Origin of the sequence: Streptomyces sp. NPDC048291 (assembly GCF_043201715.1) — a bacterium.
Taxonomy (GTDB): Bacteria; Actinomycetota; Actinomycetes; order Streptomycetales; family Streptomycetaceae; genus Streptomyces.
This window is the reverse complement of the sequence record NZ_JBICZC010000008.1, coordinates 248,526-271,863: the sequence shown is the minus strand read 5'-3', so window position 1 is coordinate 271,863 and position 23,338 is coordinate 248,526. Positions and strand designations below refer to the sequence as shown.

Annotated in this window: 20 protein-coding genes and 1 pseudogene; 7 read left to right on the top strand and 14 right to left on the bottom strand. The window is 72.2% G+C overall.

All coding sequences use genetic code 11. The annotated features are described in order from the left end of the window. Positions 1 to 5: 5 nt before the first annotated feature. Positions 6 to 1,799, bottom strand: a complete 1,794-nt coding sequence (gene ggt, locus ACGF5O_RS23150) for a gamma-glutamyltransferase (RefSeq protein ID WP_393811761.1) — start codon at positions 1,797 to 1,799, stop codon at positions 6 to 8. Positions 1,800 to 1,942: 143 nt separating this feature from the next. On the opposite strand from ggt, the gene ACGF5O_RS23145 reads away from it, so the two are divergent. Together ACGF5O_RS23145 and ACGF5O_RS23140 are read left to right on the top strand one after the other, a co-directional pair. After that, entirely contained in the window at positions 1,943 to 2,707 is a 765-nt protein-coding gene (locus ACGF5O_RS23145) for a hypothetical protein (RefSeq protein WP_393811760.1), read from the top strand. Positions 2,708 to 2,823: 116 nt separating this feature from the next. Beyond that, a complete protein-coding gene (locus ACGF5O_RS23140) occupies positions 2,824 to 4,392 on the top strand; it encodes an alpha/beta fold hydrolase (RefSeq protein WP_393811759.1) in 1,569 nt (522 codons plus the stop codon). A 45-nt stretch (positions 4,393 to 4,437) separates the two neighbouring features. Here ACGF5O_RS23140 and ACGF5O_RS23135 read toward each other — a convergent pair whose 3' ends face one another. The 11 genes and pseudogenes from ACGF5O_RS23135 to ACGF5O_RS23085 all read right to left on the bottom strand — a co-directional run bounded on the left by ACGF5O_RS23135 (position 4,438) and on the right by ACGF5O_RS23085 (position 15,038). Beyond that, positions 4,438 to 5,286, bottom strand: coding sequence for an amino acid ABC transporter permease (locus tag ACGF5O_RS23135; RefSeq protein ID WP_393811758.1), 849 nt, complete (start codon positions 5,284 to 5,286; stop codon positions 4,438 to 4,440). Continuing rightward, a complete protein-coding gene (locus ACGF5O_RS23130) occupies positions 5,283 to 5,927 on the bottom strand; it encodes an amino acid ABC transporter permease (protein ID WP_393811757.1) in 645 nt (214 codons plus the stop codon). The genes ACGF5O_RS23135 and ACGF5O_RS23130 overlap by 4 nt, the downstream gene beginning before the upstream one ends. Before the next feature lie 11 nt (positions 5,928 to 5,938). Beyond that, on the bottom strand, positions 5,939 to 6,859 hold the full coding sequence (locus ACGF5O_RS23125) for a glutamate ABC transporter substrate-binding protein (RefSeq protein ID WP_393811756.1): 921 nt from the start codon (positions 6,857 to 6,859) through the stop codon (positions 5,939 to 5,941). A gap of 16 nt (positions 6,860 to 6,875) precedes the next feature. Then, entirely contained in the window at positions 6,876 to 7,619 is a 744-nt protein-coding gene (locus ACGF5O_RS23120; protein ID WP_393811755.1) for an amino acid ABC transporter ATP-binding protein, read from the bottom strand. Between the two features lie 167 nt (positions 7,620 to 7,786). Continuing rightward, positions 7,787 to 8,194: a DUF6278 family protein gene (locus tag ACGF5O_RS23115; RefSeq protein ID WP_393811754.1), complete on the bottom strand. Its 408-nt coding sequence runs from the start codon at positions 8,192 to 8,194 to the stop codon at positions 7,787 to 7,789. 16 nt (positions 8,195 to 8,210) lie between these two features. Further along, a complete protein-coding gene (locus ACGF5O_RS23110; RefSeq protein WP_393811753.1) occupies positions 8,211 to 8,990 on the bottom strand; it encodes an exodeoxyribonuclease III in 780 nt (259 codons plus the stop codon). Between the two features lie 123 nt (positions 8,991 to 9,113). Then, positions 9,114 to 9,749 carry an MBL fold metallo-hydrolase gene (locus ACGF5O_RS23105; RefSeq protein WP_393811752.1) on the bottom strand — a complete coding sequence of 212 codons (636 nt, stop codon included), beginning with the start codon at positions 9,747 to 9,749 and terminating at the stop codon, positions 9,114 to 9,116. Positions 9,750 to 9,923: 174 nt separating this feature from the next. Continuing rightward, entirely contained in the window at positions 9,924 to 11,243 is a 1,320-nt protein-coding gene (pcaC, locus tag ACGF5O_RS23100; protein WP_393811933.1) for a 4-carboxymuconolactone decarboxylase, read from the bottom strand. A 132-nt stretch (positions 11,244 to 11,375) separates the two neighbouring features. Further along, positions 11,376 to 11,549 (bottom strand): annotated as a pseudogene (locus tag ACGF5O_RS23095) (transposase); the annotation flags it as partial. Between the two features lie 120 nt (positions 11,550 to 11,669). Next, positions 11,670 to 13,313 carry a hypothetical protein gene (locus ACGF5O_RS23090; protein ID WP_393811751.1) on the bottom strand — a complete coding sequence of 548 codons (1,644 nt, stop codon included), beginning with the start codon at positions 13,311 to 13,313 and terminating at the stop codon, positions 11,670 to 11,672. A gap of 402 nt (positions 13,314 to 13,715) precedes the next feature. Next, complete coding sequence (locus tag ACGF5O_RS23085) at positions 13,716 to 15,038, bottom strand: histidine kinase dimerization/phospho-acceptor domain-containing protein (protein ID WP_393811750.1); 1,323 nt, start codon at positions 15,036 to 15,038, stop codon at positions 13,716 to 13,718. Positions 15,039 to 15,192: 154 nt separating this feature from the next. Between ACGF5O_RS23085 and ACGF5O_RS23080 the strand changes: the two genes are divergently transcribed. The 5 genes from ACGF5O_RS23080 to ACGF5O_RS23060 all read left to right on the top strand — a co-directional run bounded on the left by ACGF5O_RS23080 (position 15,193) and on the right by ACGF5O_RS23060 (position 20,798). Beyond that, positions 15,193 to 15,846, top strand: coding sequence for a hypothetical protein (locus ACGF5O_RS23080; RefSeq protein ID WP_393811749.1), 654 nt, complete (start codon positions 15,193 to 15,195; stop codon positions 15,844 to 15,846). Positions 15,847 to 15,851: 5 nt separating this feature from the next. Then, positions 15,852 to 16,577: an ABC transporter ATP-binding protein gene (locus ACGF5O_RS23075; RefSeq protein ID WP_393811748.1), complete on the top strand. Its 726-nt coding sequence runs from the start codon at positions 15,852 to 15,854 to the stop codon at positions 16,575 to 16,577. Positions 16,578 to 16,686: 109 nt separating this feature from the next. After that, positions 16,687 to 17,334 (top strand): ABC transporter ATP-binding protein, encoded by a 648-nt coding sequence (locus ACGF5O_RS23070; protein WP_393811747.1) that lies wholly within the window; start codon positions 16,687 to 16,689, stop codon positions 17,332 to 17,334. After that, positions 17,331 to 19,982, top strand: coding sequence for an FtsX-like permease family protein (locus ACGF5O_RS23065; protein WP_393811746.1), 2,652 nt, complete (start codon positions 17,331 to 17,333; stop codon positions 19,980 to 19,982). Before ACGF5O_RS23070 ends, ACGF5O_RS23065 begins: the two co-directional genes overlap by 4 nt. A 69-nt stretch (positions 19,983 to 20,051) precedes the next feature. Further along, a complete protein-coding gene (locus ACGF5O_RS23060) occupies positions 20,052 to 20,798 on the top strand; it encodes a response regulator transcription factor (protein ID WP_393811745.1) in 747 nt (248 codons plus the stop codon). A 64-nt stretch (positions 20,799 to 20,862) separates the two neighbouring features. On the opposite strand, the gene ACGF5O_RS23055 is transcribed toward ACGF5O_RS23060, so the two are convergent. Both ACGF5O_RS23055 and ACGF5O_RS23050 read right to left on the bottom strand, forming a co-directional pair. Beyond that, entirely contained in the window at positions 20,863 to 21,801 is a 939-nt protein-coding gene (locus ACGF5O_RS23055; RefSeq protein ID WP_393811744.1) for a lysylphosphatidylglycerol synthase domain-containing protein, read from the bottom strand. Positions 21,802 to 21,806: 5 nt separating this feature from the next. Further along, positions 21,807 to 23,303 (bottom strand): hypothetical protein, encoded by a 1,497-nt coding sequence (locus ACGF5O_RS23050; protein WP_393811743.1) that lies wholly within the window; start codon positions 23,301 to 23,303, stop codon positions 21,807 to 21,809. Positions 23,304 to 23,338 lie beyond the last annotated feature (35 nt).

Here is a 23,338-nt window from a genome sequence, read left to right as displayed (position 1 = left end):
GGCAACTACGGCGCAGGATCCACCACCTGGGCGGACCCCCCACCCCGCCGCACCGTCTCCGCCGCCGCCAACCACTTCCCACCCGGCAACCGCTGCACGCCGGTGGCCGCACCGATCTCGGGATTCAACGAGAACGAATGCCCGATCGCCTCCAACTTCCCCCTCAGCTCGGGGTCGTTGTACAGCGCCGGCTCCAACTCGGTCTTCGCCGCGTTCCGCTGCGACGCCCGAGGCGCGGCGATCGCGTCCACCAACGGCAGATGCCGGTCGAGGAACTCGGTCAGCACCTGGAGCACGGTCGTGATGATGGTCGCCCCACCGGGCGACCCCACCGCCACCACCGGACGGTTCGCCTTGTCCAGGACGATGGTCGGCGAGATGGAGGACCGCGGCCGCTTCCCGGGCCCCGGCAGGTTCGGGTCGTGCACCGCGGGGTTCGCCGGCGCGAACGAGAAGTCGGTCAGCTCGTTGTTGAGCAGGAACCCGCGACCGGGCACGGTGATCGCGCTGCCGCCGGTCTGCTCGATGGTCAGCGTGTAGGAGACGACGTTGCCCCACTTGTCGGCGACCGTGAGGTGCGTCGTGTTCTCGCCCTCGTACGTGGTCGGCGCCGCCGTGCCCGTCGAACCGGGGTTGTTCGGGTCGCCCGGCGCGACCGGGCTCGTCAGCACCGCGTCGTCGCTGATCAGCTTCGCCCGCTCGTCGGCGTACCGCTGCGAGAGCAGCCCCTTCGTCGGCACGTCCTCGAACGCGGGGTCGCCGACCCAGCGCCCCCGGTCGGCGAAGGAGATCCGGCTCGCCTCGATGAAGTGGTGCAGGTACTGCACCTCACTGGCCTTGGAGAGGTCGGTGTTCTCAAGGATGTTGAGGGCCTCCCCGACGGTCGTGCCACCCGACGAGGACGGGGCGATCGAGTACACCTTCAGCCCGCGGTACCCGGTCTCGGTCGGCGCCTGCAACTTCGCCCGGTAGGCGGCCAGATCCTTCGCGGACAGCTTGCCCGCCCGCGCCTTCCACCCCGAAGCGGGGTCAACCGGCGGGTTGTTCACCGTCGAAACGATGTCCTTGCCGAGGTCGCCCTGGTAGATGTCGGCGATCCCCTTCTTCCCCAACTCCTTGTAGGTCTTGGCGAGTTCGGGGTTCTTGAAGGTGGAGCCCACCACCGGCAGCTTCCCGCCCGGCAGGAACAGCTTCGCCGTGTCGGGGAAGTACCTGAACCGGGTCTCGTTCGCGGCGGTCTGCGACCGGAAGGTGTCGTCGACGACGAACCCGTTGCGGGCGATCCGTTCGGCCGGTTTCAGCACCGAGCCGAGCCGCTCCGTCCCCCACTGGCTGAGCGCCGTCTGCCAGGTGGCCGGGGTCCCCGGGGTGCCGACGCTCAGTCCGCTGCTGACGGCGTCGGCGAAGGCGAGCGGCTGGCCGTTCTCCACGAACAGGTTGGAGTCGGCGGTCAGCGGCGCGGTCTCGCGGCCGTCGATGGTGTGCACCGTGCGGGACTTGGCGTCGTAGTAGACGAAGTAGCCGCCCCCTCCGATGCCGGAGGAGTAGGGCTCGGTGACGCCGAGCGCGGCGGCGGTGGCGACGGCCGCGTCGACCGCGTTGCCGCCCTTGCGGAGCACCTCGATACCGGCGGCGGTGGCGTCCGCGTCGACGCTGGAGACCGCACCGCCGTAGCCGACGGCCACCGGGGTTTTCGCGGTGGTTGCGGCGCCGGGGGCGGGAGGCGCTGCCGCCCCCACCGACACCACGGCGGCCGAGACCGCCAGGACCGTCAGTTTCCGCGCGACAGGGCGACGCATCCGCACCTCCAGTTCCGGAACGTCCGCGCAGCGTATCGACGGGGCCGCGGCCCCGACAGCCACATTCAGGGCACTGTCATATGACCGCCACACTTCGAACACCGGTACGTTCCGGCCACCTGTGACCGCTAGCATGCGCGCCCATGAATGACGACCTGCGCAACATTATCCTCGGCGTCGTGGCGGCCGGCATCAGCGCGGCGCTCGGCTGGCTGGCCCGTAACTCGCTGTGGCGCCGGAGCCTGCGCCGCAAGCAGGCCTTCTTCGGGCTGCCGGAGAACTCGGAGTCGCTGCTGGTCGTCAACCGCGATCCGGCCACCTCCGAGCCCGCGGTCCACCGTTTCGACGTGTTCGCGCTCCTGGAGCTGGCCGCGCTCATCAAGGACTGCGGCGCGAACCTCCAGATGGTGACCCAGGACAACGTCCAGCAGGGCTTCGGCGAGCGGACCGAGTTCTGCGTCGGGGGTCCCGGGTCGAACCGCCGCATGCTCGCCCACATGTCCGCGATGCTGCCCGGCGTCCGCGTCAACATCGACCCGGAGCCGGGCCCGGACCGCGGCGCCTTCCAGATCGGCACCGAGCGCTACCGGCTGGATCCGGGCATCACGGAGTACGTCCTGCTGGCCCGCCTCACCGCCGGCCAGCGCCCCGACGCCCGCCCGGTGTTCCTCTTCTGCGGGCAGCGCGCGATCACCAACCAGGCGGCCACCCGTTACCTGGCCCGCAACCACGAACGGCTCGCCCGCAAACACGGCAAGAACTCGTTCGTGCTGCTCCTGAAGGTCGTCAACTCGCAGGCGTACGGCCCCGACGTGGTCGAACTCGTCGAGGACGTCACCCGTGCCGCCCAGGCACCGCTGCCGCCCGCCGCGACCGAGACACCCCGCTCCCCGCAGCGCACCTCCTGACTCCCTGCACCCTTCAACAATCGTTACTCGCACGTAACTTACCGACGGGTTACTTACGGTAAGGGGTCGCGGTTACCGTCGGGTCACTTTGCATTGCCACACAGGGGGAGTGACCCGTGGGAACCCATCGCAAGGCCCTGCGTACGACCGCCGTGGGAGCCGTCTCCGCGACCCTGATCGCCGGCGGCGTCCTCGGGTTCACCCCCGCCGCCCAGGCCGCCACGGACGGCGTCCGGTTCGTCGACATCACCGGCGACGGCGGCACGACGCTCAAGGCGAACGTCGTCACGCCCGCGGGCGCCGACGGCGCGCACCGCTACCCGCTGCTCGTCATGCCCACGAGCTGGGGCTTCCCCCAGGTCCAGTACCTCGCCCAGGCCCGGAAACTCGCCGACTCCGGCTATGTCGTGGTGGCCTACAACGTCCGGGGCTTCTGGCAGTCCGGCGGCGGCATCGAGGTGGCGGGTCCGCCCGACGTGGCCGACGCGTCCAAGGTGATCGACTGGGCGCTCGCCAACACCCCGTCCGACGCCGGGCACATCGGCATGGCGGGCGTGTCGTACGGCGCCGGCATCAGCCTCCTCGCGGCCGCGCACGACAAGCGGATCAAGGCGGTCGCCTCGCTCAGCGGCTGGGCCGACCTGATCGACTCGATCTACTCGGGCCGCACCGAACACTCCGAAGCGACCGCCCTCCTCGACGGCGTCGGCCAGGTCACCGGCCGCCCGAGCGCGGAGACCGGCCAGGTCCTCAAGGACTTCTTCGCCGGCGACCTGTCCAAGGAGCAGGAACTGATCGACTGGGGAAAGAAACGTTCCGCTGCCACCTACGTCGACCAGATCAACAAGAACGGCGCGGCGATCATGCTCGCCAACGCCTGGGGCGACACGATCTTCCCGCCCAACCAGATCGCCGACTTCTACGGAAGGCTGACCGGCCCCAAACGGCTCGAACTGCGCCCCGGCGACCACGCGACCGCCGAGCTGACCGGCCTGTTCGGGCTGCCCAACGACGTGTGGACGGACACCGAGCGCTGGTTCGACCACTACCTCAAGGGCGCCGACAACGGGATCGACCGCGAGCAGCCCGTGGAGCTCAAGTCCCGTACCGCGGGCGGCTACGAGGGCTATCCGGACTGGAAGTCGGTCGGCGCCGACCGGCGGAAGATCGACCTCGCCGGCACGGCCACCGTGCACGCGAACGTCGACTCGGGCGCGGACGGCGGGATCGTCTTCCTGTCCAGCATCCTCGACCAGGTCGCCCGGCTGCCACCGGTCGCCTCGATCCCGCTGCTCCCCCGGCGCTGGGCCGCCGTCTGGCAGTCCGCGCGGTACGCCGGCGCGCAACAGGTGCGCGGCACCGCCCGGTTGCACACCACCCTCACCCCGACCGCGGAGAGCGGCACCCTCGTCGCCTACCTCTACGACGTGGGGCCGCTCGGCCTCGGCAAGCTGGTCACCAACGCGCCGTACACCTGGCACGGCCGGACGCCCGGCAAGGCGTTCGACGTGGACCTGAACCTGTTCTCCACGGCCTACGACGTGCCCGCCGGGCACCGGCTCGCGCTGGTGGTCGACACGGTGGACCCGCTCTACATCGAGCACAACCCGTCCGGCGCGCAGCTGACCTTCTCCTCGCCGGTGGACGACCCGTCGTACGTGTCCGTTCCGCTGCGCGAGCAGTGATCTCCGGCTGCCGCCGGCCGGGCCTGGCCCTTTGGCTGCTGCCCCCTACGGCAGCAGCGTCCCTGGTTCGGCCGGGGCCACCTCGGCGGCCCCGGTCTTGGGACTGTGCCGCTCCCGCCTGGCCACCCAGCCGGCGAACCACGAGAGCAGCATGCACATCCCGATGTAGATCGGCGAGATCACCATCACCACGGGGATGAAGGGCAAATCGTAGTCGAGGTTGGATGCGATCAGTTTCCCGGCATGGAGGAACTCCTCGTAGGTGATGAGATAGCCCAGCGAGGTGTCCTTCAGGGCCACCACGAGCTGGCTGATGACGGCGGGCAGCATGGCCCGGACGGCCTGGGGCACCAGGACGTACGACATGACCTGGGTCTTGCGCATGCCGAGTGCGAACGCGGCCTCCCGCTGCCCGCGTTCGACGCTGTTCACCCCGGAGCGGAGCACCTCGGCCAGCACCGAGCCGTTGTAGAGGGCGAGTCCGGCGACCAGGGCGGGCAGGGGCTGGACCTTCAGCGCCACGAAGACGAAGAAGATCATCACCAGGACGGGCATGGCGCGGAAGAACTCCACGACGACGGTGGCGAGCAGGCGCACCGGCCGGTGCTCGGAGAGCCGTCCCACGGCCAGCAGCCCGCCCAGCGCCAGGGAGAGGGCGGCCGCCGCCGCGAAGGCCTTGAGCGTGTTGCCGAGGCCGCGCAGGAGGAGTTCCTGGATGCCCTGGTAGGCGAAGGGCATCCACTTCGTGTAGGTGAACTGGCCCGTGGCGAAGAGCAGGTGGAGGATCCAGGCGAGCAACGCCAGGATGACGACGGTCCCGAGGAAGCCGTATGCCGCGTGCCGCCTTCTGGTGACGGGTCCCGGGATGTCGTAGAGCGCGGTGGCCTCGCTCATCGGGCGACTCCCCAGGTGCGCTCCAGCACGTTGAACACGGCGCTGATGGCGAGGGTGATGACGAGGTAGCCGACGGCGATCCACACGAAGGTCCAGACGATGTTGTAGCCGAGCTCGCTCAGCGTCTTGTAGGTGCCGAGGAGTTCGGTGACGCTGAAGGCGCCGGCGATCGCGGAGTTCTTGGCGAGCGCGATGAGGGTGGAGCCGACCGGCGGGATCACCGACCGGAACGCCTGGGGCAGGATCACCAGTCGGAGTGTCTGCCCGAAGGTCATGCCCAGGCTGCGGGCCGCCTCGCCCTGGCCCCTGGGCACGGTGTTGATGCCGGAGCGCAGCGCCTCGCAGACGAATGCGGAGGTGTAGCAGCCGAGGGCGAGGACCGCGAACACCTGGAAGGGCAGGACCAGTCCGAAGCGGGGCAGGCCGAGCAGCACCGCGAAGAACAGGAGCGTGAGCGGGGTGTTGCGGAGCACGGTGACCCAGGCCGTGCCGAAGGCCCGCAGGGAGCCGACGGGCGCGACCCGGAAGGACGCCATCACGAAGCCCAGGAGCAGGGCCAGCACCGAGGAGTAGACGGTCAGTTCGACCGTGCCGAGGAACCCCTCGGCGTACGTGTGGAAGTTGTCGGTCAGTACGTTCATGCCGTCCTCGCTCAGCTCGCCGGATAGCGGTCGATCGGGGGCGGTGCCGGGGCGGGTACGCCGGACAGGCCGAGCGTCGCCTCGTACGCCTTCTTCCAGTCGCCGTTCTTCTCACGTGCCTCCAATGCGTCGTCCATCGCGAAGCGCAGGGCGGTGTCGCCGCGGGGGACGCCGATGCCGTACGGCTCCTTCGAGAAGGGCCTGCCGACGACCTTGAGTTCGCCGGGGGCCTTCGCCGCGTAGCCGATGAGGATGGCGTCGTCGGTGGTGACGGCGTCGACCTGGTAGGTGAGCAGGTTGTCGACACAGACGGAGTACGTGTCGTAGGCGACCAGGACCGCCTTCGGGTAGTCGGTCCTGATCCGCTGGTACGGCGTCGAACCGGCCGCCGAGCAGACGCGTTTGCCGGCCAGGTCCTGGGGGCCGTGGATGTCGTTCTCGTCGTGGCGCACCAGCAGGGACTGGCCGGCCATGTAGTAGGGACCCGCGAAGCCGACCAGCTTCTTGCGGTTGTCGTTGATGGTGTAGGTGCCGACGTAGTAGTCGATCTGGCCGTTCTGCAGGGCGGTCTCGCGGTTGGCGGAGGCGATGGTGCGGAAGCGGATCGTCTTCGGGGCGAGGCCGAGGGAGGCGGACATCATCCTGGCGATCTCGATGTCGAAGCCCGAGTAGACGCCGGTGGCCGGGTCCCGCTCGCCGAGGTAGGGCTGGTCCTCCTTGACGCCGACGACGAAGTAGCCGCGCTTCTTCGCCCGGGTCCAGGTCGGCGAGTCCGGCAGCCGGAAGTCCTGCGCGACCTCGTATTCGGGGAGCTTGTCGGCCGCGGGGCCCTTGCGCGGCGGGCTGCCCTCCTTGCCGCAGCCGGCGACGGCTCCGCCGAGCAGCGCGGTGCACAGGGCCAGGGCGGCGGGCACACGGGTGGTACGGACCATGGCTGGCACTCCCCGCTCAGTGCTTGAGGATCTTGGACAGGAAATCCCTGGCGCGCTCGCTGCGCGGGGCGGTGAAGAACTCCTCCGGGGTGCGGTCCTCGACGATGCGGCCGTCGGCCATGAAGACGACCCGGTGGGCGGCGGAGCGGGCGAAGCCCATCTCGTGGGTGACGACGACCATGGTCATGCCGTCCCGGGCGAGCTGCCGCATGACCTCAAGGACCTCGTTGATCATCTCGGGGTCGAGGGCGGAGGTGGGTTCGTCGAAGAGGAGGGCCTTGGGTTCCATGGCGAGGGCGCGGGCGATGGCGACGCGCTGCTGCTGGCCCCCGGAGAGCTGTGCGGGGTACTTCCCGGTGTGCGCCGACAGGCCGACGCGGTCGAGGAGTTCACGCGAGCGCCGGTCCGCCTGGTCCCTCGTGCGCCCGCGGACCTTGATCTGGGCGAGGGAGACGTTCTGCAGGACCGTCTTGTGGGCGAACAGGTTGAAGGACTGGAAGACCATGCCGACCTCGGCGCGGAGCTTCGCGAGGGCCTTGCCCTCCTGGGGCAGCGGCCGGCCGTCGAGCGTGATCGTCCCGGACTCGACGGTCTCCAGGCGGTTGATCGTCCGGCACAGCGTCGACTTTCCCGACCCCGAGGGGCCGATGACGACGACCACCTCGCCCTTGCCGACGGTGAGATCGATGCCCTGGAGGACATGGAGCTCGCCGTAGTACTTGTTGACGTCCCGCAGTTCGATCAGAGGATCGACGGCCATCCGCAGCCCTACCCGCTCTCAGCTGTGTCGTGGTTGCCGCAAACTATCCAGCCGCGGGTGACCTTGAGGCACGACACGCACCTATCGGGCATAAGCCGTATTTAAGCCGTCTTTATCACTCCCCTCGCTCCCCCTCACCCCCCGATCGCAGCGCGGGCGGCAGCCGTTCAGGCCTCGGCGACCTCCGCGTAGAGCTGGGAGAGCTCGGGGACCCCGCTGGCGGCCCAGTCGTGCCCCGACTCGACGACCTCGAACTCCCGTCCGGACGCGAGCCGTACGACCGGCTCCCCGTCCGCCCGGATCTCCCACTCGGCGCCGGGCACGGTCCGGGTCAGGACGGTACCCAGATACAGACCGGCGTCGGTGCCGAGCCAGGTCAGGGTCTCCTCGTCATCCCGCCAGCGCGGGAGCAGCTGGTCGAGGGCCTCCAGCGAGGCCGGGGTGTCGTCGAGCGCGACACCGTCCTCGGCCGCCTGGGCGCGCAGGAGCTCGCACTCGGCGAGCAGATCGGGGTCGGCTCGGTGGGGGACGTCACCGGTCTTGCCGTGGCTGTTGCCCAGGAAGGGGATGTTCATGGTCCCAGGTTGACACTCACACCTCCAGGTCCACCACCACCGGGGCATGATCGGAAGCGCCCTTTCCCTTGCGCTCCTCGCGGTCGACGTAGGCGTCCTTCACGGCTTTGCCGAATGCTTCGTTGCCGTACACCAGATCGATGCGCATGCCGCGGTTCTTGGGGAAGCCGAGCTGGCGGTAATCCCAGTAGGTGAACGGGTGGTCGTACTTCAGCGGGCGCGGCACGACGTCGGAGAGGCCGGCCTCGCGCAGAGAGGCGAGGGCCGCGCGCTCGGCCGGGGTGACATGGGTGAGGCCCTCGAAGGCGGCCACGTCGAAGACGTCGTCGTCCGTCGGAGCCACGTTGTAGTCACCGAGGACCGCGAAGGGGCGGCTGCCGCCCGCGTCCCCGGCGACGGCGGCCTTCAGCGCCTCGAACCACTGGAGCTTGTAGGCGTAGTGCGGGTGGTCCACCTCGCGGCCGTTGGGCACGTACACCGACCAGACCCGGACCGCCCCGCAGGTCGCCGAGACCGCGCGGGGCTCCACGCTGCCCTCGTAGCCCGGGTCGCCGGGCAGGCCCTTGACGACGTCCTCCAGGCCGACTCTGGAGAGCACCGCCACGCCGTTCCACCGCCCGGTGGCGTTCACCGCGGCCTCGTAGCCCAGCTCGCGCAGCGGCTCGAACGGGAACTGCTCCTCGGCGAGCTTGGCCTCCTGGAGGCAGAGCACGTCCGTGTTGCTGCTCTCCAGCCAGGCGAGGAGCCTCGGCAGGCGGGCGGTGATCGAGTTCACGTTCCAGGTCGCGATGCGCATGCTCCACAACCTACCGGGCCCCTCTGACAACGGCCTCGGACGCCCGGCCCCGCACGCCCGCCCTCGCACGCCCGCCCGCCCTCGGACATCCGGCCTCGGACATCCGGCCTCGGACTTGCGGCCTCAGACGTCCGCCGAGGCCCCCGCGGCCAGCCGCAGATGCTCCGCGCCGCCCAGGGCGCCGATCTGGCGGTCGTAGATGGGCCGGGCGAGGTCGGTGAGCAGGGCGTCGTGGATGTCGTAGGCGCGCTGCGGCTTCACCTCGCGGACGTAGTCGATGACCTCGGAGATCTTGTTCCAGGGCGCCATCACAGGGAGCATCAGCGTCTCGACGGGGTGGTCGGGGACGGTGAGGGCGTCGCCGGGGTGGAAGACCCTGCCTCCGTCGATCAGGTACCCGACGTTGGTGATGCGCGGGATGTCCGGGTGGATCACCGCGTGCAGCTCGCCGTGCACCTGGACGTCGAAGCCGGCGGCGGTGAAGGTGTCGCCGTGGCCGACGGTGTGCACCCGGCCCGGGAAGGCCGCCGTCAACTGGTCGGCGACGGACTTCAGGGTCCAGATCTCGGCAGCCGGATCGGCGTCCAGCGCGGCCCGCAGCCGGCCCTCGTCGAAGTGGTCGGCGTGCTCGTGGGTGATCAGGATCGCGTCCGCGCCGACGGCCGCGTCCTCCTCGCTGAACCCTCCGGGGTCGAGGACGAGCGTGCGCCCGTCCTTCTCCAGGCGCACGCACGCGTGGGACTTCTTGGTGAGCTTCATGGTCACCATCCTGCCCCCGGGCCGTCCCGCAGTCTTCGGGGACGCCTCGTCCTGTAGTCCTCGGGTCCTGTAGTCCTCGGGGACGCCTCAGCCCCCGGGGTGTCCCAGCCCCCGGGGCTCCCCGGCCGGCAGGGATCCCTGAACCCGCTGGAACTCCCCGGTCCACGGGATCCCTCACCCCTCGGGAGTGGTCTCCTCCCGGATCACCTGCTGGGCCACCCGGAACGCGCTGTTCGCGGCCGGTACCCCGCAGTACACCGCCGCCTGGAGCAGCACTTCCTTGATCTCGACCGGGGTGAGGCCGTTGCGCAGCGCGGCGCGGACGTGGAAGCCCAGCTCCTCCAGATGGCCGCCCGCGACGAGCGCGGTGAGCGTGACACAGCTGCGCGAACGCCGGTCGAGGCCCGGCCGGTCCCAGATCTCGCCCCACGCGTAGCGGGTGACGAACTCCTGGAAGTCCCCGGAGAACTCGTCGGCCTGCGCCAGCGCCCGGTCCACGTGCGCGTCCCCGAGCACCTCCCGGCGGACCTTCAGCCCGGCGTCGTAGGGGTCGGGCCGCCCCAGCGGCTGCGGCGCGGCGATGGGCGGGGCGATCTCGGCGATCGGCGTGAACTGGGGCGCGACCTGCGGCACGGCCTGGGGCGCGGCGGGCAGTACCGGCTTCACCGGGGCCGCCGGGATGGCGATCTGGCCGGTGGTCGAGTCGTACGCGGGCTGCCAGGCGGTGGAGAAGTGCCGGACCAGCAGATCGGTGACGGCGGCGGGCTGCTCGACCGGGACCAGGTGGGAGGCGCCGGGTACGACCGCGAGCCGGGCGTCCGGGATCCCGGCGACCAGGGTGCGGGCCTCGGCGGGGCCGGTGACCTGGTCGTCGGAACCGACCAGGACGAGGGTGGGGACGCCGATCCGGCCGATTTCGTGCCGTACGTCGAAGCCGGCCAGCGCCTCGCAGGAGGCGATGTAGCAGCCGGGGTCGGTGGTGCGGACCATCTGGACGGCCCACTCGGTGATCGCGGGCTGGGCGGCGGCGAACCCGCCGGTGAACCAGCGCTCGGGCGAGGTCCGGGCGATCGGGTCCAGGCCGTTCGTCCGTACGATCACACCGCGCTGCCGGAACTCGTCCGGCGACCCGAACCGGGGCGAGGTGGCGACCAGCGCCAGCGAGGCGATCCGCTCCGGGTGCCGCAGCGCCAGCTCGATGCCGACGGCTCCGCCGAGCGCGCAGCCCGCGTAGCCGAAGCGCTGCACGCCGAAGGAGTCCAGCGTGGCCAGCAGCCGTGCGGTCAGTTCGGCCACGGAACCGGCCGGGTGCGCCGGCGCGCCGCCGTGCCCGGGCAGGTCGTAGCGGAAGACCCGCCACTGCTGGACCAGCTCCGGGATCTGGCGGTCCCACATGTGCCAGGTGGTACCCAGCGACGGGCCCAGGACCAGCACCGGAGCCTCTTCCGGCCCGTCAAATCGGTATTGCAGGGGGTAGGACGTACTCTCACTCACCCGACTCACGCTCCCACATCTCCCTACGGCCCCTATGACGGGGGCTGTGAAGAGACGGGCCGGATCAGGTGAACGACCGCTCGACCTCTCGGGCGACGGAGCGTTCGGGACACCGGAGCTCTGGATGCACGGGGCGACCCGCACACGGGCGAACACAATACGGTGGAGCACTGCATCTGCCTGCCGGTCACCACCACGGACGAGGCGACGGAACCGCCAACGCCTCCCGGAACGCCCGACCGGCCTCACACCGCACAGCGCGGCGAACGACGCCTCACTGACCGGCCGTTCCGGGTTGTCCCCCACGGTGATCAGCAACGACGGCTCCGGCCGCCAAGGCGAGGATCCTGCGCCGTCGCCGCCGGAATACCACCTCGACGGAACACCTCCAGGCACACACCGCGGTGACCGGAGCTACGGCCCGGATCATGCCCCGGCGCCGGAAGTGGCGGCCGGGATGTAGGCGGAGGTGATCGTCATCGGTGTGCCGGTGACGGCGATGAGACGGGTTCCGGGGCCGTGGCCGCCGGGTATCGGGCGGAAACCTCCCTCGGGTTCCACTCGGTAGTCGGCGGAGGCGTGCGGGGCCAGGACGGTCGGACCCGAGGCGATCGTCCACCAGTTGGAGGCGCCCTGGCCGGTTCGGCTCGCGAAGTGGGGCTCGAGGGCCGTGCCTGTGGTGTTGACGGCGCGGACGTCGATGGCGGTGACACCGACACGGGACCCGCGCTTGGCGAAGTGCGGCGTGAGGCTCATGTGCAGCGGTGGTGGGCTCGCGGCGGCGATCACGACGCAGGCGAGGGCGGGGGCGAGCAGCCCTGCCGCGACGACGGCCTTGGCTCGGCGGTCGGCGAAGCGCGGCAGGCGCGGCTGCCAGGCGGTGGCGAACGCGGCGGCCGGCACGGTTGCGGCGGCCGCCAGCCACAGCGGGGTCATCATCAGGAAGTAGCCGTCCTGGGAACGCGTGGCCAGATAGAACGCCGTCCAGGGAAGGATCGTGAGAGCCGGGCCCAGTCGCCGGACGAACAGCAGCGTGGCCGTGAGCAGGCCGAGCAGGAGCAGCTGGCTGCCGTACGAGTAGTAGTCGAGGCGGCTGCTGCCGTCGGTGAAGTAGTAGGAGATGCCCATCACGCCCTGGCCGTGCAGGATCGCCTTCTGCTCCATCGGCAGCAGGATCCCGTGCAGCCAGGCCGGGAAGTCCTGGACGGCGAAGTAGGCGTTGACCGCGGACCAGGTGAGAGCGGCGGTGGCCGTGTAGCGAGCGGTGACCGCGAGGGCGCGCCGGGGGCCGAGTTCACCGCGCCGGACGGCATACAGGCCGATCAGGAGGAACGGGGCGAGGAACCAGGCGAGTTGCTGGGCAGCGCAGGCGGCGCCCAGACAGGCCGCCCGCAGTACACCCCTGCCCTCCAGATGGCCGCCCTTGCCCGTGTCGGGCCAGCGGACCACGACGGGGACGAGCAGGGCGAGGGCAGTGACGGCCGGGTAGCCGGCGTAGGCGTAGTGGGGAAGGAGGCCGAAGCCGAGACAGACGGCCGTGCCCGCCGACCGCCAGGGCGCCGGCAGCAGGAACCACAGCAGGACCGAGGAGGCCAGCAGGGCGACGGTGGGGACCAGAGTGGCGGCCGCCGTCGAGTGGAGGACGGCGTGCACCGGCGCGGCCAGCAGGGCGGTCAGCGGCGGATAGCCGTACGTGTAGTCGGCGCCGCCGGACATGGTCTTGGTGATCCCGACGCCGTGCGTACCGAACAGCCAGGGCCACGGCTGACCGTAGACCGGACGGCCGTGCAGGATCTGGTTCGCGGCCTGGGCGGTCAGCGCGGCTTCGTCCGCACCCGTGTGGTCGAGCAGGTAGCCGCAGCTCACCAGCGCGACGGCGGTGACCAGTACCGCCGCGTCGACCCCGATCAGGGCCCGGCGGCTCCGTACGAGGAGGGCGAGGACGGCGCAGACGAGGATCGCGGCGTAGCAGACGGAGATGACGGCGGCGACCGGCGGACGCGAGGCCATCGCGGTCGTCCAGGCGGCGCGCGTGCCGATGAAGAGGCTGATCGTGGCCATCAGGGTCATGCCCCGATGCCACTGTTGGGGTCCGGCGTCCGGGACATCCCGGACCAGGGTGCGGGTCGGGGGCGGTACCGCCGGATGCGGCGCGGCACGGCGACGGATCTCGACGCCCACTCCGCCAGGACGGGTGCCTGCCAAGGACTGCCTCCTCTGCCTCGCCCCCGCCGGGCGGCGATCGCAGGTGCTGGACCGGCCGGTGCCGCCGCGCCGGAGGCTCGTCCGACCGCCCCGGGGCGGAGCTCACGCTCTCACCGTTCAGGGCAGGGACGAGTGGACGCCCCGTCTCGATCATCTTCAGTTCATCTAGCGTCTACAAGGCTGTAGGCGGTAAGCGGTTTGCGTGAAATCACCCGGCAGAAGGCGCCCGCCTCTTACCCCCGCCTCGCGGAGGCGCAGCGGCCCGTCTCACCTCGGTGTCCCCGCCCCCTGTGTCTCGTCCTGGTCGACGGGAAGGAGCAAGGTGAACGTGGCCGGGTGCCGGTTGGTCAGGGAGAGCCTGCCTCCGAGCGAGACGGCCAGTTCACGGGCGAGGGCCAGGCCGATGCCGGTTCCCGCACCGTCGCCGGTGCGCCCGCGGGCGAAGAGCCGTGACGGCTCGCCGGTCACGGCGCCCTCGTCGCTCACGTCGAAGGCGAGGGCGTCCTCCAGGTCCCGCACCGCCACGCGTACCGTGCCGTGCCCGTGCACCCGGGCGTTGTCCAGCAGGATCCCGAGCACCTCCGAGACGGACGCGCCCGGAACCCGGAGGTCGGCCGGTGCCTCCTGGGTGGCACACTCCAGGCGTCTGCCGTCCTGGGCGAAGAGGCCGTGCCACCGGTCCTCCGTCTCCCGCAGCAGCTGCCGTACAGCGATCGTCCCGGCGGTGGGGCGAGCCGTTTCTCCGGAGCGGGACAGGCGCAGCACCTCCTCCACCGTGTGGTGCAGGCGTTGGGTGGTCGCCAGCGCCTCGGCCAGTACGGGCCGCAGCCGGGCGTCGTCGTCCTGGGCGAGGCCCGCCTCCAGGGCGAGTTGCAGGCCGGTGAGCGGAGTGCGCAGCTGGTGGGAGGCGTTGGCGGTGAAGTCGCGTTCGCGGCGCAGGAGTTCCGAAAGGGTGTGCAGCATCTCGTTGTGGGTGCGGGCGACCTGGTCGATCTCGGCGACGCCGCTCGGGGCGGCCCGTACGTTCAGGTCGCCTTCGGTCACCGCCCTGCACTGGCGGGAGAGGTCCTCCAGTGGCGCGGCCAGCACCCGGGCCTGACGGCGGGCGACGAGGACGGCGACGGTCAGCGCGAGGACGGCGACGCCGAGCAGCAGGAGCCAGGCGACAGCGACCCGGTTCCGTACGGCATCGGCGGGAGACGAGGCCCGTACGACGCCGATCACCTTCTCGGCGTGGGAGACGGGCACGGCCACCACCAGGTCCCGGCCCGCCCGGCTCCGTGCCACCTCACCGCCGAGGCTCTGCCGGACCGGGGCGTCGGCGGACCGGGGGCCGCTGCCCGCGCGCAGCCGCGACTGAGGGTCGTACAGGCCGAGACGCCCGCCGGACGGCGGCGCGGGCAGTTCCACCGGGTCGCCGGTCACGAAGTCCGGGCTCACGTGTACGGCCGCGGCCAGGGCCGACCGCTCCAGGGTGTCGCGCTGGTCCGCGTACAGGGACGACCTGATCGCCAGGGCCAGCGGGACGGCCAGGAGGAGGACGGCGACCAGAGCGGCGGTCAGGGCGACTCGCACCACGCGCTGTCTCATGCCCTCATCATGCGCGCCGTTCACCTGGGCGGATGCGCTGCGCCACCCGGTTTTGCCGTCGTCTAACCCTCGGTGAGCGGGGCCTTAACCGGCCTCCTCCTAGCGTCGGTGCCATGACCGTCCGGTCCGAGGACTCCCCTGGAGGGCAGTGGCCATGGCAGCACGCACAAGGACGTACGCGGTCGTCGGGCTCACCCTCGCGGCGGCGGTGACCGCCGGCTGTTCCGGTTCCGGGTCGCACGGCGGCTCCGGGTCGCACGGCGGCTCCGGCAGCCCCGCATCCGGTTCGGCCACTGTCAGCGGACAGAACCAGCCGGCACCCACCGAGTCCAATCCGCCCGGTGACATCCCCGACAACCAGGTGTACGTCGTCTACCGGCCGACCGGCGGTTCCTCCACCGGCTTCACCGTGAAGGTGCCCGAGGGCTGGGCCCGCACGAACCAGGGCGGCACCACCGCGTTCACCGACAAGCTCAACACCGTGCGGATCACCCCGGTCTCCGCCTCCGGCGCGCCCACGACCGGCTCGGTCACCAACACGGTTGTACCTCAACTCCGTTCCCAGGTACCGAAGTTCTCCGCACCCAAGGTGAGTGAGGTGACCCGGCACGCCGGCCGGGTGGTCCTGCTGACCTATCAGGGCGACTCGGCGAGGGACCCGGTCACCGGCAAGGTGGTGCGGGACGCGTTCGAGCGGTACGCGTTCTACCGCGCGGGGCACGAGGTGGACCTGACCCTGTCCGGACCGGTCAAGGCCGACAACGTCGATCCGTGGCGCATCGTCAGCGACTCGTTCACCTGGCGGTGAGCACCATGTCCTTCGGCACACAGACTGCCGGCGATGTCCTCACGGCCCGCGAGCTGTACCGCTTCTACCGGGCCGGCGAGGAGGAGACGCTCGCGCTGCGCGGGGTGTCGCTGAGGGTGCGTCGTGGCGAGACGGTCGCGGTCGTGGGCCCGTCCGGGGCCGGCAAGTCGACCCTGCTGGCGTGCCTCGCCGGACTCGACGAGCCCTCCGGCGGCGAGGTCCACGTCGACGGCGTACGGATCAGCCATCGGCCCGAGACCGAGCGCGCCCGGCTGCGGGCCCGGCACATCGGCGTCCTGCTCCAGACCCGCAACCTGCTGCCGCACCTCAGCGTGCGCGACAACGTCCGCCTGCCGCAGCGGGCGCAGGGCCGCAGGGCCCTCGTCCCGGCCGGCGAACTACTGGCTCGGGTAGGGCTCGCCGACCGGGCGCACGCCCTGCCGCGCCAGTTGTCCGGCGGAGAGCTGGCGCGGGCCGGGCTCGCCGTCGCGCTGGCCAACTCCCCGGCCGTCCTGCTCGCCGACGAACCGACCGGTGAACTCGACGGCGAGACGGAGCGGTTGGTGCTGACGATGCTGCGGGAGCGGGCCGCGGAGGGGTGCGCGGTGCTGATCGTCACGCACAGCCGGGAAGCAGTCCGTATCGCGGACCGGGTGATCACCCTGACGGACGGGAAGGCCACCGATGCCCGGCGGCAGGACCACGAGGAGGCACGCGATGCCGTCGGATGAAATGCCCTACGAGACGGATGAGATGCCGTACGAGACGGATGGGACGTCGCACGAGACGGATGGGACGTCGCGCGAGACGGATAAGACGTCGCACGATACGTCGGACGAGGTGCTTGTCAGTTGCGCGGGCGCGGCCCTGACCTTCGGTCGTGGGCCTCAGGCGGTCGTGGCCGTGCACGGGGCCGACCTGGAGATCCGGGCCGGGGACCGGCTCGCGGTCGTCGGCCCCTCGGGGTCGGGCAAGAGCTCGCTGCTGCACCTGCTCGCCGGGCTGGAGCAGCCCACGAGCGGCACCGTCACACGGGCGGCCGCGCTCGGGCCGTACGACATCGGTCTGGTCTTCCAGGGCGACAGCCTGATACCGGCCCTGAACGTGGTGGAGAACACCGCTCTCCCCCTGGTCCTCACCGATCGTCCGGAGGGCGAGGCGCGACGGTGCGCGCTCGCGGCACTCGCCCTGGTGGACGCCGCCGACCTGGCCGACCGGCTCCCCGAGGAGATCTCCGGTGGCCAGGCGCAGCGGGTGGCCGCCGCCCGGGTCCTGGCCCGGGCGCCACGTCTGATCCTCGCCGACGAACCCACCGGGCGACTCGACCACGCCACCGGCGCCCACGTCCTGGACGCCCTGCTGACGGCCGCCGACCGCACCGGCGCGGCCCTCGTCGTCACCACCCACGACCCCGCCGTCGCCGCCCGGCTCACCGTCCGCCGCGGCATGCGCGACGGACGGCTGCTCACCCCCGAGGAAGTGTCGTGATCACCACCTGGGCGGGCGGACTGGCCCGCCACCGCACCGGACGGCTGCTGGCCGCCCTGACCGGCATCGCGCTCGCGGTCGCCCTGGTCGCCGCGCTCGGCTCCTTCCTCACCGCGTCGAAAGCGACCATGACCCAGCGGGCCGTGCGCTCGGTCTCCGTGGACTGGCAGGTCCAGGTGCAGCCCGGCGCCGACCCGCGTGCGGTCCTGTCCCTGGTGGCCGGGGCCCCGGGCACCCGCACCGCCCTGCCCGTCGGCTTCGCGCACACCAGCGGCTTCACCGCGCGCGTGCAGGGAAGCACCCAGGCCACCGGCCCCGGCATGGCCCTCGGCCTGCCCGACGGCTACCGCGCCCGGTTCCCCGACGCCGTCCGCACGCTCTCCGGCTCGTCCACCGGCGTCCTGCTGGCCCAGCAGACCGCCTCCAACCTGCACGCGGCCCCCGGCGACACCATCGGCATCCAGTTTCCCGGTGCCGGTCTGCGTCAGGTGAAGGTGGACGGTGTGGTCGACCTGCCGCAGGCCGACTCCCTCTTCCAGACCGTCGGCGCTCCCAGCCAGTCCCAGCCGACGGCGCCCCCGGACAACGTCGTCCTCCTCCCCGCCACCCAGTTCGCCGACCTCACCCGCGGCGCCACCGGTGTCACCACCCAGATCCACGCCGCTCGCGACACCACCCGGCTGCCCTCCGACCCGGCCTCCGCGTACTCCGCCGTCACCGGCGCCGCCCACCACCTCGAAGCCCGCTCGGCCGGCACGGCCCTGGTCGGCAACAACGTCGGCGCGGCGCTCGACTCGGCCCGTCAGGACGCCCTGTACGCGCAGATCCTCTTCCTCTTCCTCGGTGTGCCGGGCGCGGTGCTGGCCGCCACGCTGACGGCGGCCGTCGCCTCGGCCGGCGGCGAACGGCGCCGGCAGGAACAGGGGTTGCTGCGGCTGCGCGGTCTGCGGCCTCGCCAGATCACCGCACTCGCCGGTCTGGAGGCCGCCCTGATCGGCCTCGCCGGAGGTCTGGCCGGGCTGGGCGTCGCCGCCCTCACCGGCCGTCTCGCCTTCGGCACGGCCTCCTTCGGGGCGAGCGCGGGGACCTGGGCCCTCTGGTACGCCGTCGCCTTCGTGCTCGGGGTCGCGGTGGCCGCGGGTGCGGTCCTCGTCCCCGCCCTGCGGGACCTGCGCACGGTGACCGTCGCCGACACCCGCAAGCAGGCGGACGTACGACGTTCCCGATCGCCCTGGTGGATGCGCTACGGCCTGGACTTCGCCCTCCTGATCGGCTCGTGGCTCGTCTTCCGTGCCTCCTCCGGCAACCAGTACGCACTCGTCCTCGCCCCGGAGGGCGTCCCCAGCATCTCCGTGTCGTACTGGGCCTTCCTCGGCCCCGCCCTGCTGTGGATCGGCGCGGCCCTGCTCCTGTGGCGCCTCACCCTGCTCGCCCTCGCCCACGGCCGTCCCGCCCTGGCCCGGCTGGTCCGGCCGCTGACCGCGACCCTGGCCGGTACCACCGCCGCCGTTCTGGCCCGGCGCCGCCGCCCGTTCGCGCGGTCGGTGGTCCTGCTCGCTCTCGCCGTCTCCTTCGCGATCTCCACCGCCGTCTTCAACGCCACCTACCACCAGCAGGCCGAGGTCGACGCCCGGCTGACCAACGGCGCCGACGTCACCGTCACCGAACCCCCGGGTGCCCACGTCCCGCCCGCGGCCGGAGCGGCGCTGAAGATCTCCGGCGTACGGCACGTCGAACCCCTCCAGCACCGTTTCGCCTACGTCGGCTCCGACCTCCAGGACCTCTACGGCATCCGGCCGGACAGCGTCGCCGGGGCCACCTCGCTCCAGGACGCCTACTTCGCCGGTGGCACCGCCGACCAGCTGATGCGCCGCCTCGCGCAGCGCCCCGACAACCTCCTCGTCAGCGTCGAGACCGTCAACGACTTCCAGCTCGCCCCGGGCGACACCGTCAACCTGCGCATCCAGGACGCGCGCACCAAGTCCCTGCGCACGGTCCCCTTCCACTACGCCGGCATCGCCAAGGAGTTCCCCACCGCGCCCAAGGACAGCTTCTTCGTCGCCAACGCCTCCTACATCGCCAAGGCCACCGGCGACGACTCGGTGGGTGCCTTCCTTCTCGACACCGGCGGCACGAACCAGCAGCGGATCGCCGCCCACCTGCGGGGGCAGCTCGGTACGCGGGCCACCGTCACCGACCTCACCCAGACCCGCGGCACCGTCGGCACCAGCCTGACCTCGGTCGACCTGGCCGGTCTCACCCGGATCGAGCTCGCCTTCGCCGTCCTGCTCGCCGCCGGGGCCGGCGGCCTGGTCCTCGCCCTCGGACTCGCCGAGCGCCGCCGGACCTTCGCCATCGCCACCGTCCTCGGCGCCCGGCCGCGCCACCTGCGGGGCATGGTCCTCTCCGAGGCCCTGTTGCTGGCCGTCGGCGGCCTGGCCGGAGGCGCCCTCATCGGCTGGGCCCTGTCGGAGATGCTGGTCAAGGTCCTGACCGGCGTCTTCGATCCGCCGCCCGCGGCCCTGTCGGTCCCCGGCGCCTACCTGGCACTCACCGGGGCGGCCGCCGTCGCCGCCATCCTGGCGGCGGCCCTCAACGGCATCCGCGGCAGCCGCCGCCCGGCCGTGGAGGAGCTTCGCGACCTGTGAACCCGGCGTGCACCAGCGGCGGGCACCCTCGACGGGCCCCCCGGCCCGGTGACTTCTAGGCTGTCGACCATGCGCACGCCCGCCGCACCGGACCGCAGCCGACTGCGCGTCCTCGTCGTCGAGGACGACGACACCATCGGCCGCCACCTGGAGACCGGCCTGCGCGGCCACGACTACGCCCCGACGTGGTGCCGGACCGGGGCGGGCGCACTGGCGGAGGCCGGGCGGGCACCGTACGAGGTACTGCTGCTGGATCTGGGGCTGCCGGACATGGACGGTCTGGACGTCGCCCGGCAGCTGCGCGCCCGACTCCCCGACCTGCTGATCGTCGTACTGACGGCACGGACCGACGACATCGACATCATCGCCGGGCTGGACGCCGGCGCCGACGACTACCTGGTCAAGCCGTTCAGCCTGACCGTGCTGCTCGCCCGGCTGCGGGCCCACCTCAGGCGGCACGTGGCGGCCGTGCCGGCCCGGGAGCCGGTGCGGCTGGGTGATCTGGTCGTCGATGTGACGGCCCGTCGCTGCGCGCTGCTCGGCATCGACGTCCCGCTGCGGGCCAAGGAGTTCGACCTGCTCGCGGTGCTGGCCGAGCGGGCCGGCGAGGCGGTCTCACGCGAGACGCTGATGGCCGAGGTGTGGGACGAGAACTGGTTCGGCTCCACCAAGACCCTCGACGTGACGCTTGCGGGCCTGCGCCGCAGACTCACCGAGGCGGCGCGGGCGGAGGGGAGGCAGTCGCGGCTGCCCCGGATCACCACGTTGCGGGGCCACGGGTACCGGCTGGAACGGCAACCCGATCCGCCGGATTGAGAACGCGCGCACGGCGCCCCGGTACGGGGAGCAGCTCGCGGTACGGCGAGCAGGCCTTGGTGGTTCACAGTGCCGAGCGCCGGGCGAGCAGCGCCAGGACCAGCAGACCCGGGGCCAGCGGCAGCCATCCGGTCAGCAGGCGGTAGCCGAGGACCGCCGACACCGCCGCAGGGCCCGGCGCGCCGGCCGCCGTGAGCGCGAGTGCGAGCGCGGCGTCCAGCGAGCCCAGTCCGCCCGGCGTGGGCAGCAGCGCCGCCGCGCCGCTGGCGACCAGGTAGGCCATGACCACACGGCTCGCGGGAAGGCCGAGGCCGATCGCATGGACCACAGCGACGACCACACCGGCGTGCAGCAGCGCGAACGCGACCGACCCGCCCCACAGCGCACAGGCCCGCGCCCGGTACCGGTGCACGGCCCGCACGTCGGCGAAGGCCCGGGCCACCAGTCGTCTGAGGCGACCGCTGACCGCGACCACCAGGACGACGGCTCCGGCCGCCACCGGCAGCAGGACCAGCAGCTGCGGGGCCCGCGCGGAGAGACGGACCGTGCCGGGCGAGGCGAGGAGCAGGACCACGCCCAGCGCGCACCGGACGATCCCGCCGACGGCCGCCTTCACCGCCAGCGCGGTCGCCGAGCGCCTCATGGACAGCCCGCACCGGGTCAGGAACCGCAGGTTGACCACCGTCGCCCCGGCCCCCGCCGGAAGGAGGTGGTTGGCGGCGCCGGCCGCGAACTGCGCCGCCACCAGCCGCCCCCTGGGCAGCCGTTCGACCACCGCCCCCTGCTGCGCCACGGCCGCGCACACCCAGGTTCCCACCGCGGCGAGGCAGGCGAGCACCAGCCACTCCCGGTCGGCGGCGGCCAGCCGGTCGGTGCCGCTGTCCAGCGTGCCCCGGTGCGCGACGAGCATCCCGCCCGCGGCGACCAACACCGCCAGGGTGACGCCCAGTTGGACGTACAGGCGCCTGCCCGGGGTGATCGGCAGGCTCTCGGTCGCGGTCACGGCGGTCACCTCCCCTGCCGTACGACGGGAGCCGTGTACGCCCGAAGGCCGCCGACCTTTTCCGCGGGCCAGGTGCGGGCGTACCCGGGTGGACGGCTTCCCGGCCGGGCGAGGACGGCGAAGGCCGTGCCGTGGGCGGCGCGTCTCAGCTCGGCCACGGTGGTGCTGGCGTCGTGTCCCGCCGTCTGGGCGGAGCCGCAGCCGGCGTAGAAGGCGATGGGCACGGCGTCGTAGCCGCTGAGCAGACAGGGCTGCCGTACGCCGCGGGTGTGGAGGGCGGCGGCGGTGCGGGCCCAGTCGGCGCGGGAGGCGGCGGAGCTGTGCACGGTGTGCTCCAGGACGACGTACTGCACGGCCAGATGGCCTGCGAGGCCGATCGCGACCAGGCCGACGGCCAGGGCGCGCCCGGCCCGGTGGGCCGGGGCGGTGACCAGGTGGACGAGGCCCAGGGCGACGGGGAGGGCCAGCAGGGCGTAGGCGGGCAGCAGGAAGCGGGGGGCCGCGTAGCCGATGAGGAACAGGTAGGGGATCGCGGCCGTGACGGCGCAGGCCCCGGGCAGCAGGACGGGCAGCGCGCGGCGGGCGCGGACGGCGGCCACCGTGCCGAGGACGGCGAGGAGCGGCAGCGCGAACCACCACAGGGTCACCACGGGGCTCGGGGCCGCTCCGGTGCAGGGGCGGCACAGGGTACGCCCGCCGAGGCTGCGCAGTTGGTCGGCGACGGCGAGGTGCCAGCCGAGGCCGCCCTGGATGGCGGAGGCGGCGGACAGGCGCCGCGCGAGGCCGCCGTAGCTCGTGTACGCCTCGATCACCCACTCGCCGGCACCCGCCACCAGCCCCGCGGCCAGCACGGCGAGCAGACGTGGGCGGCGCGGGCGGCACAGGGCGAGAGCGAGCAGCGGCAGCACGACGTAGACCGCGTCCATCGGGCGCATCCACGCCATCAGCGCCGCGCCCGCGAACACGCCCCACCAGGCCGCCCGGTCCCGGGTGTTCGCGCGGGCGCGCAGGAAGCAGCCGACGCAGGCCAGGGCGCCGATGGCGACCCAGTAGTTGGGCATGGCCTCGGAGCCGTAGAACAGCGTCACCCACAGCGAGGCGAACAGCGCGCCGGACAGGGCCAGGACGCCGGGACCGAGGTGGCCCCGCCAGACGCGCAGGGCGAGGTAGAGGGCGAGGCCGGAGAGGACGGCGAGGTAGATCCGGAGCAGGACGGTGGAGTCGGACCAGGACGCGACCGGGGCGGCGAGGAGCGAGATGCCGCGGGAGCGGGGCGCGCTGAAGTAGGCGGCGGGAACGTGACCGCTGACCTGGCTGACGTAGACGGACTCGTCCCAGCCTAGGCCGAGATCCGGTCGTACGAGGACGAGCTGGGCGAGCGTGAAGGCGGCCGCGACCGCTCCGAGCCGGGGCTCGACCCGTGACCGGCGCAGCCGGACGGACTTCGCCGGGAGGCCGGTGCGAGCGGCACCGGTCGTCGTGGCGTTCGAGCCGTCGGCCATCTCGCACCTCTCCTGGTCACGCGCCAAGGAACCGG